General features: G+C 57.2%; 17 protein-coding genes. 13 read left to right on the top strand and 4 right to left on the bottom strand.

What is annotated here, in order from left to right; all coding sequences use genetic code 11:
• Positions 1-18: 18 nt before the first annotated feature.
• Complete coding sequence (locus JL015_RS25380) at positions 19-828, top strand: IclR family transcriptional regulator (protein WP_201020414.1); 810 nt, start codon at positions 19-21, stop codon at positions 826-828.
• A gap of 48 nt (positions 829-876) precedes the next feature.
• Here JL015_RS25380 and JL015_RS25375 read toward each other — a convergent pair whose 3' ends face one another.
• The gene (locus JL015_RS25375) at positions 877-1,929 is read right to left on the bottom strand and encodes an NAD(P)-dependent alcohol dehydrogenase (RefSeq protein ID WP_201020413.1); all 1,053 of its coding nucleotides are present in this window, start codon (positions 1,927-1,929) and stop codon (positions 877-879) included.
• A 177-nt stretch (positions 1,930-2,106) separates the two neighbouring features.
• Here JL015_RS25375 and JL015_RS25370 point away from each other — a divergent pair, with 177 nt between their 5' ends.
• The gene (locus JL015_RS25370) at positions 2,107-3,012 is read left to right on the top strand and encodes an AraC family transcriptional regulator (protein ID WP_201020412.1); all 906 of its coding nucleotides are present in this window, start codon (positions 2,107-2,109) and stop codon (positions 3,010-3,012) included.
• Positions 3,013-3,073: 61 nt separating this feature from the next.
• Here the strand turns inward: JL015_RS25370 and JL015_RS25365 are convergent, their stop codons facing one another.
• Positions 3,074-4,729 (bottom strand): electron transfer flavoprotein-ubiquinone oxidoreductase, encoded by a 1,656-nt coding sequence (locus JL015_RS25365; protein ID WP_201020411.1) that lies wholly within the window; start codon positions 4,727-4,729, stop codon positions 3,074-3,076.
• Positions 4,730-5,247: 518 nt separating this feature from the next.
• Here JL015_RS25365 and JL015_RS25360 point away from each other — a divergent pair.
• From JL015_RS25360 to JL015_RS25335, 6 genes are all read left to right on the top strand, one after another.
• Positions 5,248-5,997, top strand: a complete 750-nt coding sequence (locus tag JL015_RS25360; RefSeq protein WP_201020410.1) for an electron transfer flavoprotein subunit beta/FixA family protein — start codon at positions 5,248-5,250, stop codon at positions 5,995-5,997.
• Positions 5,998-6,927 carry an electron transfer flavoprotein subunit alpha/FixB family protein gene (locus tag JL015_RS25355; protein WP_201002564.1) on the top strand — a complete coding sequence of 310 codons (930 nt, stop codon included), beginning with the start codon at positions 5,998-6,000 and terminating at the stop codon, positions 6,925-6,927. It abuts the gene before it with no gap.
• A gap of 102 nt (positions 6,928-7,029) precedes the next feature.
• Positions 7,030-7,860, top strand: coding sequence for a substrate-binding periplasmic protein (locus tag JL015_RS25350; RefSeq protein ID WP_201020409.1), 831 nt, complete (start codon positions 7,030-7,032; stop codon positions 7,858-7,860).
• A 10-nt stretch (positions 7,861-7,870) separates the two neighbouring features.
• A complete protein-coding gene (locus tag JL015_RS25345) occupies positions 7,871-8,224 on the top strand; it encodes a DUF4398 domain-containing protein (protein ID WP_201020408.1) in 354 nt (117 codons plus the stop codon).
• Entirely contained in the window at positions 8,221-9,036 is an 816-nt protein-coding gene (locus tag JL015_RS25340) for an OmpA family protein (RefSeq protein ID WP_201020407.1), read from the top strand. The genes JL015_RS25345 and JL015_RS25340 overlap by 4 nt, the downstream gene beginning before the upstream one ends.
• Before the next feature lie 219 nt (positions 9,037-9,255).
• Positions 9,256-10,695, top strand: a complete 1,440-nt coding sequence (locus tag JL015_RS25335; protein ID WP_201020406.1) for an aminotransferase-like domain-containing protein — start codon at positions 9,256-9,258, stop codon at positions 10,693-10,695.
• A gap of 158 nt (positions 10,696-10,853) precedes the next feature.
• Here the strand turns inward: JL015_RS25335 and JL015_RS27985 are convergent, their stop codons facing one another.
• Complete coding sequence (locus JL015_RS27985) at positions 10,854-11,072, bottom strand: hypothetical protein (RefSeq protein WP_307726280.1); 219 nt, start codon at positions 11,070-11,072, stop codon at positions 10,854-10,856.
• 52 nt (positions 11,073-11,124) lie between these two features.
• Between JL015_RS27985 and JL015_RS25330 the strand changes: the two genes are divergently transcribed.
• The 3 genes from JL015_RS25330 (at position 11,125) to JL015_RS25320 (ending at position 12,469) form a co-directional block, all read left to right on the top strand.
• Positions 11,125-11,460: a hypothetical protein gene (locus tag JL015_RS25330; protein ID WP_374063490.1), complete on the top strand. Its 336-nt coding sequence runs from the start codon at positions 11,125-11,127 to the stop codon at positions 11,458-11,460.
• A 90-nt stretch (positions 11,461-11,550) separates the two neighbouring features.
• Entirely contained in the window at positions 11,551-11,808 is a 258-nt protein-coding gene (locus JL015_RS25325) for a YkgJ family cysteine cluster protein (RefSeq protein ID WP_201020404.1), read from the top strand.
• A gap of 55 nt (positions 11,809-11,863) precedes the next feature.
• Positions 11,864-12,469 (top strand): START domain-containing protein, encoded by a 606-nt coding sequence (locus tag JL015_RS25320; RefSeq protein WP_201002551.1) that lies wholly within the window; start codon positions 11,864-11,866, stop codon positions 12,467-12,469.
• A 66-nt stretch (positions 12,470-12,535) separates the two neighbouring features.
• Here JL015_RS25320 and gltA read toward each other — a convergent pair whose 3' ends face one another.
• Complete coding sequence (gene gltA, locus JL015_RS25315) at positions 12,536-13,825, bottom strand: citrate synthase (RefSeq protein ID WP_201002549.1); 1,290 nt, start codon at positions 13,823-13,825, stop codon at positions 12,536-12,538.
• 364 nt (positions 13,826-14,189) lie between these two features.
• On the opposite strand from gltA, the gene sdhC reads away from it, so the two are divergent.
• Together sdhC and sdhD are read left to right on the top strand one after the other, a co-directional pair.
• The gene (gene sdhC, locus JL015_RS25310; protein WP_122317824.1) at positions 14,190-14,564 is read left to right on the top strand and encodes a succinate dehydrogenase, cytochrome b556 subunit; all 375 of its coding nucleotides are present in this window, start codon (positions 14,190-14,192) and stop codon (positions 14,562-14,564) included.
• Positions 14,558-14,926 carry a succinate dehydrogenase, hydrophobic membrane anchor protein gene (gene sdhD / locus JL015_RS25305; RefSeq protein WP_201020403.1) on the top strand — a complete coding sequence of 123 codons (369 nt, stop codon included), beginning with the start codon at positions 14,558-14,560 and terminating at the stop codon, positions 14,924-14,926. Before sdhC ends, sdhD begins: the two co-directional genes overlap by 7 nt.
• The last annotated feature ends 1 nt before the right edge of the window (position 14,927 follow it).

The following is a 14,927-nucleotide window of genomic DNA, read 5'->3' as shown; positions in this document are numbered from 1 at the left end:
GATCTTATAAGGGCTGATATGCACAATGATCCACTCACGTCCGTGAGCACCGCGGGCAAGGACTCCGCACCGACCGGGACGCAAACCCTGTTGCGCGGTCTGGCGGTAGTGCAGGCCGTTGCCAGTGGTGCCAGGGACCTGAAAGCCATTTCCAGCCTGATCGGTACGACGCGCAGCACGACCCATCGGCTGGTCAGTTGCCTGGTCGAGGAGCGTTATCTGCGGGTTTTGCCTCAAGTGGGCTATCTCTTGGGGCCTCGCTTGATCGAGCTGGGTTTCCAGGCTCGGGAAGAAGTGCCACTGGCGATTCTGGCCCGACCTTATCTGGACGAGCTGTCGGAACTGACTGGCGATACCGTGCATCTGGCGATTCGCGACGGTGACGAGGTGCTTTATCTGCACAAGAACCCTGGTCGTAACGGGCCGGAGATGCGCTCTCGGGTAGGGCATCGCATGCCGCTGGTGCGCACAGGCATCGGCAAGGCGCTGCTGCTGGACAGTCAGGAGCAGGAGTGGCAAAGGCTGTATGAAATCAGCCTGCCCGTTGCAGGAAAGAACCCGCAGTGGCCGACCCACGAGCAGCAGACCTGGGAACAGTTACGTCAGCGCAGGCAAGAATACGTGCAGGGCGGTTATGCGTTCGACCTGGAAGACAACGAGCCGTCGATTCGCTGTGTGGCTGCACCGGTTCGTGATGCGGGCAAGCAGATTGTCGCGGCTATCAGTATTGCCAGCACCGTGCCTTATATGCCGCTTGAGAAGATGACCGATCTGGTGCCGGTTATCAAACAGGCGGCGGCGAGGCTTTCGGCGGAGTTGGGTGGCTAACGGCGTAGGAGCGAATTCATTCGCGAATGAATTCGCTCCTACGGTTTTTTATGCCTGCAGAGTCGCCATATCGATCACGAAGCGGTATTTCACATCGCCTGCCAGCATGCGCTCGTAGGCCTGGTTGATGTTGCGGATATCCAGCATTTCGATGTCGCAGGTAATGTCGTTTGCAGCGCAGAAGTCCAGGACTTCCTGGGTTTCTGCAATCCCGCCGATCAGGGAGCCTGCAATCACGCGGCGCTTCATCACCAGATGGGCGGCGTGGATTGGCGGTTCTACCGGCTCGATCAGGCCGACCAGAATATGGACGCCGTCAAAACTCAGGGTCTCCAGGTAGGGGTTCAGGTCATGCTGCACAGGAATGGTGTCCAGCAGGAAGTCGAAGCGACCTGCGGCGGCTTTCATCTGTTCGGCGTCGGTGGAGACAATCACATGATCGGCACCCTGACGGCGAGCTTCCTGGGCTTTTGAGGCCGAGCGCGTGAAGAGGGTGACTTCAGCGCCCATGGCCTTGGCGAACTTGATGCCCATATGGCCCAGGCCGCCCATGCCGAGAATCCCGACCTTGTCGCCGGCCTTGACGCCATAGTGCTTGAGGGGCGAGTAGGTGGTGATGCCGGCACAGAGAATCGGTGCGGCAGCAGCCAGGTCGAGTTTTTCCGGGATGCTGACCACGAACTCTTCGCGAACCACAATGCTGTTGGAATAGCCGCCCATGGTGTTGCTGCCGTCCACGCGATCAGGCGTGGCGTAGGTCATGGTCGGACCTTCCAGGCAATACTGCTCCAGATTCGACTGACAGGCCGAGCACTGTTGGCAGGAGTCGACCATACAGCCGACGCCCACCAGATCGCCCACTTTGTATTTGCCAGCGTTCGGGCCGGTGGCCGTGACCTTGCCGACAATCTCGTGGCCCGGCATCAGCGGGTAAACAGCGATGCCCCACTCGTTGCGTGCCTGGTGAATGTCGGAGTGGCAGACGCCGCAATAAAGGATCTCGATGGCGACGTCGTTGGCCCGCAGGCTGCGACGTTCAAAGGTCATGGGGGCGAGGGGCGCGGTGGCTGACTGGGCGGCGTAACCGATGGCTTTGTACATGGTGTTCCTCGCGGATCAAGGGTGAATAGTGGTGGCTATTTTCCGGGGACGGGCCGCTGAAGGCCATGAGCATTCCTCCGTGAGTCATGCCTATTCCTCCGGACCTGGTCGCTCAGGCATGGCTGTGAAGCTGATATCTGCGATGATACGCATGTCTGATTCTCTACCCGGTGTTCCATGTCGCGACTTCATCCCCAGGATGCCAATGCCACTCTTGTTTCCTTGATAAAGCCTCTGGCCACGAGTCCCGGATTTGTGACGACGTTATTGCCGGAGGTCAAGGTGGTCTCGGCCTATGAGTATGTGGCCAGCAGCCCGCAGATTTATGAGCCGAGCCTGATGATCGTCGCTCAGGGTGGCAAGTTGGCCAGCCTCGGTTCGCGCACGCTGGATTACGGTGCCGGACACTATCTGGTGCAGGCGCTTTCCGTGCCGTTCATGTGCGAAACCTTTGCCACGCCTCAAGCGCCATTGCTCGGCGTTTCGGTGGCGATTGACCGTGTCATGCTGGGCGAACTGGTGCAGTTGATGGGGCCGGTGCCTGATCACACCATCGAGGCGCAGACACCGGAGTCCATGACCTCGGCGGTGCTGGACGCGCCGATGCGCGAGAGTGTGGAGCGATTGCTGCGCTGCCTGCATGATCCGCTGGATTGCCACGTCATGGGGCAGTCACGGTTACGCGAGGTGCTGTATGCGGCGCTGCGCGGTCCACAGGCGGGCGTGTTGCGGGCGCTGGTTGCGCAGCAGAGTCATTTCGCCCGGATCGCGGCCTCTCTGGCGTACCTGCACAGCCATTACGCCGAGCCTTTGAATATCGATATCCTGGCGCGGCAGGCGAACATGAGCGCTTCGACATTCCACGAGCATTTCAAGCGCAGCACCTTGCTGTCGCCGGTGCAATACCTCAAGCGCCTGCGTCTGCTCAAGGCCCAGCATATGCTGGTCGCCCAGGGAATGGGCGTGGCCCAGGTCGCGCACGCTGTCGGCTACCAGAGCACATCCCAGTTCAGCCGCGAATACAAGCGCTACTTCGAGCGTAACCCCGTCGAAGAAAGCACCTATCTGCGAATTCCTGCATAAACAAGAAAGCCCCAAAAGGGGCTTTCTTGCAGCTTGCCGCTAAAAACTTGCAGCTTGTTTCCTACATGTTCGGGTAAGTCGGCCCGCCAGCCCCTTCCGGCGTCACCCAGGTGATGTTCTGCGCAGGATCCTTGATGTCACAGGTCTTGCAGTGAACGCAGTTCTGAGCGTTGATCTGGAAGCGCTTCTCGCCATCTTCCTGAGTAATCACTTCATAGACGCCGGCAGGGCAGTAGCGCTGGGCCGGTTCGTCATAGAGCGGCAGGTTGCTGGTGAGCGGAATGCTCGGATCGGCCAGCTTCAGGTGGCAAGGTTGTTCCTCTTCATGGTTGGTGCTGGAGAGGAATACCGAGCTGAGCTTGTCGAAGCTGAGCTTGCCGTCGGGTTTCGGGTAGTCGATCTTCTTCGAGTCGGCTGCCAGCTTGAGGCAGGCGTAGTCCGGCTTGGTATCGTGCAGGGTGAACGGGATCTTGCCGCCGAAAATGTTCTGGTCGATAAAGTTGAACGCGCCGCCCACGACTGTGCCGAACTTGTGCAGCGCCGGGCCGAAGTTGCGGCTGGCGAACAGTTCTTCATGCAGCCAGCTGGCCTTGAAGGCGTCCACGTACGAGGTCAGGACATCGCCGCCTTCCTTGCCGGCGAGCAGGGCGTCGGCCACCGATTCCGCAGCGAGCATGCCGGATTTCATGGCTGTGTGGCTGCCCTTGATCTTGGCGAAGTTCAGGGTGCCGAGGTCGCAACCGATCAATGCGCCACCCGCGAAAACCATTTTCGGCAGGGAATTCAGGCCGCCCTTGCAGATGGCGCGGGCACCGTAGCTGATGCGTTTGCCGCCTTCCAGGTACTGTTTGATGACCGGATGGTGCTTGTAACGCTGGAATTCGTCGAAAGGCGACAGGTAAGGGTTGCTGTAGGACAGGTCGACGATCAGGCCGACTACCACCTGATTGTTTTCCAGGTGATACAGGAAAGAGCCGCCCATGTTCTGGTCGTCCAGCGGCCAGCCGGCGGTATGAACCACCAGGCCTTGCTCGTGCTTCGCCGGATCGACTTCCCAGATTTCCTTGAGGCCGATGCCGTAATGCTGGGCATCGGCTTCGCTGTCCAGGTTGAAGCGCTTGATCAGTTGCTTGCCGATGTGGCCACGGCAGCCTTCGGCGAACAGGGTGTACTTGCCGCGCAGTTCCATGCCGGGCGTGTACAGGCCTTCTTTCGGGTTACCTTCGCGATCTACGCCCAGATCGCCGGTGACGATCCCGCGCACTACGCCGTTTTCGTCGATCAGCGCTTCCTGTGCGGCAAAGCCCGGATAGATCTCGACACCCAGGTTTTCGGCCTGCTGGGCGAGCCAGCGGCACAGGTTACCCAGGGAAATAATGTAGTTGCCCTGGTTGTGCATGGTCTTGGGCACGAACAGGTCAGGTACTTTTATGGAGGTGTCGGCGCTGCGCAGCATATAAATGTCATCACGCTTGACCGGCGTGTTGAGTGGCGCGCCAAGTTCCTGCCAGTTCGGGAAGAGCTCGTTCAGGGCGCGAGGTTCGAATACCGCACCGGACAGAATGTGTGCACCGACTTCGGAGCCTTTTTCCACCACGCAGACGCTGATTTCCTGGCCCGCTTCGGCAGCCTTCTGTTTAAGACGGCACGCGGCAGAAAGCCCGGAAGGGCCGGCTCCGACGATGACGACGTCGAATTCCATGTATTCGCGTTCCACAGGCTATCTCCTACTCTCAAGGCTCACGGTATTTTTTTATATGAAGCGTACAAACCGACGTGCGGAGGCATGAGATGCCTGCCCGTCTTTTCAAGGAGCGCATTATATCTACACCACTTTGCAGGTCCAATACAAACGTTCGTTTGAATTGGCCGCAGGCCAGATAAATCAAAGACGCGAGACTCATGACTGGCCGATATGTCGTATTGACCGGAAAAGGCGTTGCGGTCAAGATACGGGCGGTTTTGCGCTCGCCGTAGGCTGAAGCGAGGTTCAATGAAACCTCTGAAAAGGCATCAGGTGAGCGTAGTGCAGGCAGTCCGGCCATTGCGCGCGGCGCATTCTACACGCCATGGAGGCGCTTGATGGGTGTGATCTGGCCTTATATACGGTTTTTTGGCGGTTGTTTTGATAGACATCCCCGATGCCTGCACTGAAACGATTGCTTGTTGAGGGCACACATATCGATCGTCTGGTCATGCCGGGCGACTTTCTTTTCACCGGAGAGTGAGGAATCCATGAAGGTTCTTGTAGCTGTCAAACGAGTGGTCGACTACAACGTCAAGGTTCGCGTCAAGGCGGACAACTCCGGCGTCGATCTTGCCAACGTCAAAATGTCCATGAACCCCTTCTGCGAAATCGCTGTGGAAGAGGCTGTCCGCCTGAAAGAAAAGGGCGTAGCGAGCGAAATCGTCGTGGTTACCATCGGCCCGACTACCGCACAGGAGCAACTGCGTACTGCCCTGGCGCTGGGTGCTGACCGTGCCGTGCTGGTCGAGTCCGCCGAAGAGCTGACTTCCCTGGCTGTCGCCAAGCTGCTCAAGGCCGTGGTCGACAAGGAGCAGCCACAGCTGGTGATCCTGGGTAAACAGGCCATCGACAGCGATAACAATCAGACCGGCCAGATGCTGGCTGCCCTGAGCGGTTACCCGCAAGGTACCTTTGCTTCCAAGGTCGAAGTGTCGGGTGACAAGGTTGCCGTGACCCGCGAAATCGACGGCGGTCTGCAAACTGTATCCCTGAGCCTGCCGGCTATCGTGACCACAGACCTGCGTCTGAACGAGCCACGTTACGCTTCGCTGCCCAACATCATGAAGGCCAAGAAAAAGCCGCTTGAAACGCTGACTCCCGATGCTCTGGGCGTTTCCACGGCGTCGACCAACAAGACTGTCAAGGTCGAAGCGCCGGCAGCACGTAGCGCCGGTATCAAGGTCAAGTCTGTTGCTGAACTGGTCGAAAAACTGAAAACCGAAGCGAAGGTAATCTAAATGACTATCCTGGTTATCGCTGAACATGACAATGCAGCCGTGGCTCCTGCCACGCTGAACACCATTGCTGCTGCCCAGAAGATCGGTGGCGATATCAATGTCCTGGTGGCCGGTTCCGGCGTGAGTGCTGTGGCTGAAGCTGCTGCCCGAATCGCAGGTGTTGCCAAGGTTCTGGTTGCCGACAACGCTGCCTACGCGCATCAGTTGCCGGAAAACGTTGCGCCGCTGGTTGTCGAACTGGCCTCTGGCTACAGTCACATCCTGGCTGCCGCGACCTCCAACGGCAAAAACATCCTGCCTCGCGTTGCGGCGCAGCTGGATGTGGATCAGATCTCCGAAATCGTTTCGGTTGAATCGGCTGACACCTTCAAGCGTCCGATCTATGCCGGTAACGCCATTGCCACCGTGCAATCGAGCGCGTCGGTCAAGGTCATCACCGTGCGTGCGACCGGTTTCGATCCGGTAGCCGCAGAAGGTGGTTCGGCTGCGGTCGAAGCGGTCTCTGCTGCTCATGATGCAGGCAAATCGTCCTTCGTTGGCGAAGAGCTGGCCAAGTCCGATCGTCCGGAACTGACCGCTGCCAAGATCGTTGTTTCCGGCGGTCGCGGCATGCAGAACGGCGACAACTTCAAGCACCTGTACGCACTGGCGGACAAACTGGGTGCTGCGGTGGGTGCGTCCCGTGCCGCGGTCGATGCCGGTTTCGTACCCAACGACATGCAGGTCGGTCAGACTGGCAAGATCGTTGCTCCTCAGTTGTACATCGCGGTGGGTATTTCCGGCGCGATCCAGCATCTGGCGGGCATGAAGGACTCCAAGGTGATCGTCGCGATCAACAAGGACGAAGAAGCTCCGATCTTCCAGGTGGCCGATTACGGTCTGGTGGCTGATCTGTTCGAAGCTGTGCCTGAGCTGGAAAAACTGGTTTAAACCAGTTTCGAGAACCCGTTCAATCCGGCCGTGCATACCTGTCCTGACAGGGTGCGTGGCCTGAGTGAACGGGTTTTTTGTTGTGCTGAAAAAGGATTATCCATGGGCCAGCCAAGGCTGTTTTTGTCCTCGCTTCTTCTGGGGCTGCTGGTGCTGCCGTCGCTTGCAACTGCAGCAGGCAAGTGCGAGCGGCTGATCGTGACCGGCAGCCCGGATGCGCCGCCTTATCTGTGGCGTGATCCGCAGGACCCCAGGCATTTGATCGGGGCCAATGCCGACTTGCTCAGGCAGGCGGCGGAGTCGCTGGATCTGGATGTCGAGTTTCTGTATGCAGGCAAGCGCAGTCAGGCGCTTGAGGAAGTGCGAACCGGTCGTATGGACCTGCTGGCTGATGCGCCGTTGAATCAGGCGCAATCTGGCTCACTCGATTACATCGATCCCCCGATTGTCCAGAATGAAATCCTGGTCTGGACTCGTCATGATCGTGCCTTGCCGTTCAATTCCCTGGCTGACTTGCACGGGCAGCCGGGTGCAATTTCCGAGAGGACCCGTCTGACCCAGTCATTCGAGGCGACTGCGAAAGAACACCTGGTTCTGGAACGCTTGCCCAATCTGACCCTGGCTTTTCAGAAGCTGGCGCTTGGGCAGGTCGAATATGTATTGGCCGGGCGTTATTCAGGCATGGTCATGGCGCAGACGCTTGGCTTGTCGGCGGATCTGGTTGCTCAGCCTGAGCCTCTTGATAAACCGGGTCTGCATCTGGCGTTATCGGTGAATTCGGCCTGCAACGATCCATGGTTGCGCGGACAGTTGGTGAAAAAGATGACAGAATCGGCGGCTTCGGGCCTTGCGGGTCAAGTCATCCAGCGCAATCTGGAATTGTGGAAAGCCCAGTTGCTGCAACCTGCCAGCACCAGCGCCCCAAACAAGTAGGAATGTTTTTGTGAGTATTCGCCCTTTAATTGCATTTATGGCCATCGCCACATTGACCGGCTGTGCCAATGATCCGGCACCGATCGAACAATTCAAGCTGACCGAGCAGGCTCTGGAACAGGCCAAGGCGGTCGGTGCTACCGATGAGCAGCCCGAGCTTGTCACGGCAGAATCCAGATTTACCCAGGCACGTGCCGACATGGCCGATAAATCCTATAAGGATGCGCGCATGAATGCGGAGCAGGCCGAGCTTGATGCGCGTCTGGCCGAGGCGCGTGTACTGACCCTGAAAAGTCAGGAGCAGATCAATCAGTTGAATGTTCGCCTCAATCGTCTGCGCAAGCAGTTGGGGGAAGCTCAATGAATGGTATTTCGCGTGTATTGAGCGGATGTCTCTTGCTGGGAGTGGCGGGGCTGTATGGCTGCGCCGGTCATCAGGACAGTGAGCAGGCCTTGCGTCAGGCCAGTACAGATTTCCAGAAAGTGAAAGAAGATCCCGATGTTCTACGCAGCGCGCCCAAGGACGTGATTCGCTCCGGTGAATCGCTGGCGCGGGCAGAGCGTCTGTCGAGTTATCTGGGCAGCGGGAGCGATGTCAGTCACTACGCTTACCTGAGTACCCGTTACAGTGAAATTGCCCGTGAGCACAGCAACTTGCTGCTGGCTCAGGAGCAACTGGCGAAACTGGAACTGGAGCGTCAGCGCCTGCAACTGGCCTTGCGCGAGGCCAAGCTGGCCAGCGCGCAGCAGCATGGCAAGTGGCTGGAAGACCAGATACTCAGTCTTGCCACCACGCAGACCGACCGTGGTCTGGTCATGACGTTGGGTGATGTGCTGTTCGATCCGGGTCATGCCGAGCTGAAAAGCTCTGCCAATCGCACCGTTCTTAAGGTCGTACAGTTCTTGCTGCTTAATCCTCGTCGAACCGTAAGGATCGAGGGTTATACCGACAGCACTGGTGATCGACAGGAAAACCTGAAACTGTCCAGGGATCGTGCGCAATCGGTTGCCGATGTTCTGACCGATCTAGGTGTGGATGACAAGCGCATTCAGGTCGAAGGCTATGGTCAGCAATATCCGGTCGATGTGAACGCTTCCGAGCGTGGACGGGCACAAAATCGTCGGGTCGAAATCGTCTTTTCCGACGATAAGGGCCAGTTGGGCGCTGCCCGGTAATAAAAAAATCTGAAAAAAGCCCGACGTCGGAAACGGCCTCGGGCTTTTTTTGGCTTAAAAGGCCGTGTTTTTGGCATCTTTGCCCGACAATATTTTTTGTCAGAGCGCACAATAACGGGCTTGAAGAGAAACTGTCCCAGTACACTTTATGACTGTTATGGTCTTTGGGCTATTATCTCCCCTACAAAAACAAATTGCGGGTCGGTGCGAGGCTGTGTAATGACCAATCTTTTGCTTTATCAGCGTATTGCTCAGCAGTTGGCGGAAGACATTCGTCGAGGTGTCTATCAGCCCGGCGAGCGTGTGCCATCGGTCCGCAAGATGAGCTCACAGCTCAATGTCAGCCATGCAACGGTGTTACAGGCTTACGCGAATCTTGAGGATCAGGGGCTGATTCGTGCTCGCCCGCAGTCCGGCTATTACGTACATCAGACGCCCGCATTGACGGCGTCGACGCCTGATATCGCGCGGGTTGAGCGCCCGGGTCTGGTGACCCGCAGCAGCATCATCCAGCAAGTGCTGGAGGAGTCGCGCCGCGAGGGTGTTTTCGCACTTGGCGCTGCTGTGCCTCACGTGGACTATCTGCCGGTTCGCGCCCTGCACCAGCAATTGGCAAAGGTGACGCGCTTTCACAGCCCGCGTGCGTTCAGTTACATGTTCAGCCCTGGCTTTGAGCCGCTGCGCAGGCAGGTTGCCATCCGTATGCGTGATGCTGGCGTGGTGGTTGATCCGTATGAAGTGGTGATTACCCATGGTTGTGTCGATGCCTTGCAAATGGCCTTGCGAGTGCTGACCCAGCCCGGAGACCTGATCGCGGCCGAGTCGCCTGCCTATTACGGCCTGCTGCAACTGGCGGATCTGCTGGGGCTCAAGGTCATCGAGATTCCCAGCGATCCATCGACAGGTATCAGCCTGGAAGCCTTGCAACTGGCGGCCAATCAGTGGTCGATCAAGGCTTTGGTGTTGACTGCGCGCTTGAGCAATCCATTGGGCGGCACCATGCCGGAAGAGCGGCAGAAGAACCTGCTGCGACTGGCGTCGGACTTCGATATACAGGTCGTTGAAGACGATGTGTATGGCGAGCTGATGTTTGAAGTAGGGCGCACCAAGGCCTTGAAGGCGTTCGACCGCCTTGGCCGCGTGATTTATTGCTCCAGTTTCTCCAAGACACTGTCGCCAGGTGTGCGTATCGGCTGGATGATTGCGGGGAAATATCAGGCTGAAATACAGCGTTTGCAGACCTTCAGTACCCATTCGGCCTGTAGCGTCACGCAGATGGCTATTGCTGCTTATCTGGAAAATGGCGGTTATGACCGGCATTTACGCTTTATTCGCCTGGAATATCGCAAGAATCTGAGTGCCTTCCAGTTAGCGGTGCAGCAGTTTTTCCCTGAGGGCACTCAGATGAGTCGCCCGCTCGGAGGCTTCATCCTGTGGGTCAGCCTGCCGGGGCGCGTCAATACCCAGGAATTGCATGTGCGGGCGCTGGAGCAGGGGATCAGTATCGCGCCGGGCCTTATTTTCAGTAATACAGAGCAGTTCAATCACTGTATTCGCCTGAACTGTGGCATGCCCTGGAACCGTGAAGCGGAGCGGGCCTTGATGACCTTGGGGATGCTGGCCAAGCAATTGTGTCAGGAAACGGTGCCAGCTTATTGAGCGCAAGTGCTTTTTGTCTGATCGTGGGCACTCTTGCCTTGTCAGGCGTGTCGCAAAAGGACAGCATGTGCACTTTCTGCCTCTGCCGTTTTATCTATGAATAATGCGTTTCGTTGTTTCGGATTGGTCGTCGCGGTGTTGTTGAGTGCGTGTGACTCTCAAGACGCGCCGGCCCCAAAGCCGAAGGTTGAGGCTGTTTCTGCGCCTGCCCGGCCATCGGCGGCGGTCGTCGCCCCCGATTCTGTGCCTGCCAGGCAGGTGGCACCTGCGCCTGTGCCTGCACCACCTGTGCATGAGTTGAAACCCAGTGCGCCGGTTGTCCCGGTGGTGGCGGGCAAGGAGGCGGTAATACCGCCGCGCCCTGTTTCTGCCAGCAAAGTCCCTGATTCCAGGCCTGTACAGGCCAAGGCTGCGACTGCAAAAGCTCCAGTGGTCAAGGTCAAGGAGAAAGCCGCTGTTGTGTCTGGGCGTGAAAAAAACACGGCCGGCAAAGGCTCGGTCAAGGATGTTCGATTGGCTCAGCCCAAGCTCGATCTGAGCCTGCCGCCAGAGATGGTCAAGGAGCTTTCTCCTCCTGCTAATGTCATTACGGCCAAGCGCAAACCTTTGCTGCCGCAGATGTTCGGTAATAAAGGTTCTTCGTCTGATCCAAGTCCTTTCGAGCTTAATGGGCGTTTGCTGAGCAATGAAATGCAGCTGCAAATGCGCAATGAAAGCCGGCGCGATATCGAAGGGGCAGCGCTGGATTTCAAATTCAAGCAGTAAGGCCTTGTTGCTCGTCTGATATGGCGTTTTGAAACGTCCGTTTTAGCAGCTACTATCTTTCTTTTTCATCTTCAGCAAGGGTGTCTGGTCATGGACTGCCGCTCCGGTTGTGGTGCATGTTGCATCGCTCCCTCCATTACTTCTCCTATTCCGGGCATGCCAGCGGGCAAGCCTGCCGGAGAGCGTTGCCTGCATTTATCTGCCGAGTTGCTATGTGGCCTGTTTGGCAAGATTGAACGACCTGCTGTCTGTAGTCAGTTCAAGGCGGCGGAAGATGTTTGCGGTGTTGATCAGGCTGAGGCTATTCGTCTGATTGGCTGGTGGGAAAAGGCTACTGCTGTTGCATGAAGAATGTCGCTGCGCGGAATTGCTTTATCAGAACTTCAACAATAAGGAATAAACAATGGATACGCTGCATCGCATGGCTGTTGTCTGTGGGTTGACTGTGCTGCTGGCTGGTGTGGCTCAGGCTGAAGATTGGCAGGTGGCCAAGGACGAGGAGGGGATCAAGGTTTCCCTGAGCGATGTGCCGGGCTCCAAATACAAGGCTTATCGCGGCGTGACTACCATCAATGCCAGTGTTGCCAAGCTACGCGCCCTTCAGGAAGATGTGGTGGGTGCCTGCGCCTGGATTCATGAATGCCAGTCACAGAAGCTGCTCAAGCATGAAGGCAACAAGGCCTGGACTTATACAAAATTCAATACGCCATGGCCTGTTACCCCTCGTGATTCGATTCTGCTGATTACAAGCGAGGAGGGTGCTGATGGCAGCCTGACGCGCAATATTGACGAGCAATCAAGCTATCTGCCCGAAGAAAAGGGTTTTGTGCGGGTCGCAGAGGTCAAGGGCTTCTGGAAGCTGGTGCCCAAAGGGCCGAATCAGACCGAGGTGACCTATCAGGTGCATACCGATCCGGGCGGCAGTGTGCCGTCCTGGCTGGCCAACAAGTTTGTTGTGGATGCGCCGTTCAATACTCTGAAAGCATTGAAGGAAAGGTCGCAAAAGTAAGTCTGAAACTATCGAAGCACAAAAAAGGGCTGCCATTGGCAGCCCTTTTCATTGCTGGAAAGTCGCTTACTTGCGGTCTTCCAGTGGCACGATATCGCGTGTCTCGTTGCCGGTGTACAGCTGGCGTGGACGGCCAATCTTGTACGGGCTGGAGAGCATTTCCTTCCAGTGCGAGATCCAGCCGACAGTCCGCGCCAGGGCGAAGATTACGGTGAACATGCTGGTTGGAATGCCGATGGCCTTCAGGATGATGCCCGAATAGAAGTCGACGTTCGGGTATAGCGAGCGCTCGATGAAGTACGGATCGGTCAGGGCGATCTCTTCAAGGCGCATGGCCAGTTCGAGTTGTGGGTCATTGGTGATGCCCAGCTCGCGAAGTACTTCGTCGCAGGTCTTTTTCATGACCGTGGCGCGTGGATCGCGGTTCTTGTAGACGCGGTGACCGAAGCCCATCAGTTTGAACGGGTCGTTCTTGTCCTTGGCCTTGGCGATGAACTTGTCGATGTTGGAAACATCGCCGATTTCATCGAGCATGGTCAGTACGGCTTCGTTGGCGCCGCCGTGAGCCGGGCCCCAGAGTGCCGCGATACCGGCTGCGATACAGGCGAACGGGTTTGCACCCGACGAGCCGGCCATGCGCACGGTGGAGGTCGAAGCGTTCTGCTCGTGGTCGGCATGCAGGATGAAGATCTTGTCCATTGCCTTGGCCAGCACCGGGCTGATCGGTTTGATCTCGCAAGGGGTGTTGAACATCATGTGCAGGAAGTTTTCGGCGTAGCTGAGGTCGTTACGCGGGTACATCATGGGTTGGCCCATGGAGTACTTGTAAACCATCGCTGCCAGGGTCGGCATCTTGGCGACCAGGCGAACTGCCGAGATTTCACGGTGTTGCGGGTTATTGATGTCCAGCGAGTCGTGGTAAAACGCGGACAGGGCACCGACTACGCCACACATGACAGCCATCGGGTGGGCGTCGCGGCGGAAGCCGTTGAAGAAGCTCTTGAGCTGCTCGTGGACCATGGTGTGGTTCTTGACCACGGCAACGAACTGGGCTTTCTGTTCGCTGGTTGGCAGCTCGCCATTGAGCAGAAGGTAGCAGGTTTCCAGATAATCGGACTGTTCGGCCAGTTGCTCGATCGGATAACCACGGTGCAGCAGAATGCCATTGTCACCATCAATGTAGGTGATCTTCGACTCGCAAGAGGCGGTCGACATGAAGCCAGGGTCGAATGTGAAGCGGCCGGTGGCGGTGAGTCCGCGCACGTCGATCACGTCAGGACCCACGGTGCCGGTCAGTATAGGCAGCTCGACGGGGGCTGTGCCCTCGATGATCAACTGCGCTTTTTTGTCAGCCATGTGGCCTCCTATTTATGCTTCAAATCATCAGACAGGCCCCCCACGCAGGGCCCGCACCACTATAGTTAGATAAATTCTAAAGTCAATTTGCCTAAAGTCGTGTTCCGCAAGGCCTTTATGCTGATGTTTCTGCAAGCCATTGCTGCCGTTTACGCCTTTTATTCAATCCGCGCAATCCGCTATTGGCTGTAAGTCTGCGCGTTGTCATTAGTTCCCTAACTGTCTATACTCGGCGTCCGACCGCCAAGGGCTTTTGGGCCCGTTTTAAGGGGGTTGTCACTTCCTGGGTGGTGGGTACCTGACCAGTGCACTTCCCAACAACTTGCCCTGATTGTTAGGGGCTCTTCAGTGTGAAAAAAAAGCCGTGAAAAGCCAACGACCTGTAAATCTAGACCTAAGGACCATCAAGCTCCCAGTCACTGCTTACACGTCCATCCTTCACCGTATCTCCGGTGTCATCCTCTTTGTCGGCATTGCAATCATGCTTTATGCAATGGACAAGTCGCTGGCCTCCGAAGAAACCTTCGGTGAAGTGAAAGCGTGTCTGACCAGCCCGCTGGCCAAGTTTGTAATCTGGGGGCTGCTATCTGCCCTGCTGTATCACCTGGTGGCCGGTGTTCGCCACCTGATCATGGACGCGGGTGTCGGTGAAACGCTGGAAGGCGGGAAGCTGGGCTCGAAAATCGTTATCGCCGTCTCCGTGGTGGTGATCATCCTGGCGGGAGTTTGGATATGGTAACCAACGTCACTAACCTGTCGCGTTCGGGCCTCTATGACTGGATGGCGCAGCGCGTTTCAGCGGTCGTGCTCGCGGCTTATTTCATTTTCCTGATCGGCTACCTCGTCGCTCACCCTGGCCTGACCTATGCCCAGTGGCATGAGCTGTTCTCGCACAACGGGATGCGTATCTTCAGTCTGTTGGCCCTCGTTGCCCTTGGCGCTCACGCCTGGGTCGGCATGTGGACCATTGCGACCGACTACCTGACGCCTATGGCGCTGGGCAAGTCCGCGACTGCAGTTCGTTTTCTCTTTCAGGCAGTAAGTGGCGTTGCAATGTTCGCTTACTTCGTCTGGGGCGTGCAGATTCTTTGGGGTATCTGAT

The organism is Pseudomonas cichorii, from assembly GCF_015471405.1.
Classification (GTDB): Bacteria; Pseudomonadota; Gammaproteobacteria; order Pseudomonadales; family Pseudomonadaceae; genus Aquipseudomonas; species Aquipseudomonas serbiensis.
The sequence above is the reverse complement of the archived record's forward strand: the minus strand, read 5'-3'. Positions and strand labels throughout refer to the sequence as shown.

Excerpts from the sequence above, each read along its gene's own strand:
- JL015_RS25355 (WP_201002564.1), top strand. The coding sequence starts at position 5,998 with ATGACTATCCTGGTTATCGCTGAACATGACAATGCAGCCGTGGCTCCT.
- JL015_RS25380 (WP_201020414.1), top strand. The coding sequence starts at position 19 with ATGCACAATGATCCACTCACGTCCGTGAGCACCGCGGGCAAGGACTCC.
- JL015_RS25370 (WP_201020412.1), top strand. The coding sequence starts at position 2,107 with ATGTCGCGACTTCATCCCCAGGATGCCAATGCCACTCTTGTTTCCTTG.
- JL015_RS25350 (WP_201020409.1), top strand. The coding sequence starts at position 7,030 with ATGGGCCAGCCAAGGCTGTTTTTGTCCTCGCTTCTTCTGGGGCTGCTG.
- sdhD (WP_201020403.1), top strand. The coding sequence starts at position 14,558 with ATGGTAACCAACGTCACTAACCTGTCGCGTTCGGGCCTCTATGACTGG.
- JL015_RS25320 (WP_201002551.1), top strand. The coding sequence starts at position 11,864 with ATGGATACGCTGCATCGCATGGCTGTTGTCTGTGGGTTGACTGTGCTG.
- gltA (WP_201002549.1), bottom strand. The coding sequence starts at position 13,825 with ATGGCTGACAAAAAAGCGCAGTTGATCATCGAGGGCACAGCCCCCGTC.
- JL015_RS25360 (WP_201020410.1), top strand. The coding sequence starts at position 5,248 with ATGAAGGTTCTTGTAGCTGTCAAACGAGTGGTCGACTACAACGTCAAG.
- JL015_RS25340 (WP_201020407.1), top strand. The coding sequence starts at position 8,221 with ATGAATGGTATTTCGCGTGTATTGAGCGGATGTCTCTTGCTGGGAGTG.
- JL015_RS25375 (WP_201020413.1), bottom strand. The coding sequence starts at position 1,929 with ATGTACAAAGCCATCGGTTACGCCGCCCAGTCAGCCACCGCGCCCCTC.
- JL015_RS25325 (WP_201020404.1), top strand. The coding sequence starts at position 11,551 with ATGGACTGCCGCTCCGGTTGTGGTGCATGTTGCATCGCTCCCTCCATT.
- JL015_RS25335 (WP_201020406.1), top strand. The coding sequence starts at position 9,256 with ATGACCAATCTTTTGCTTTATCAGCGTATTGCTCAGCAGTTGGCGGAA.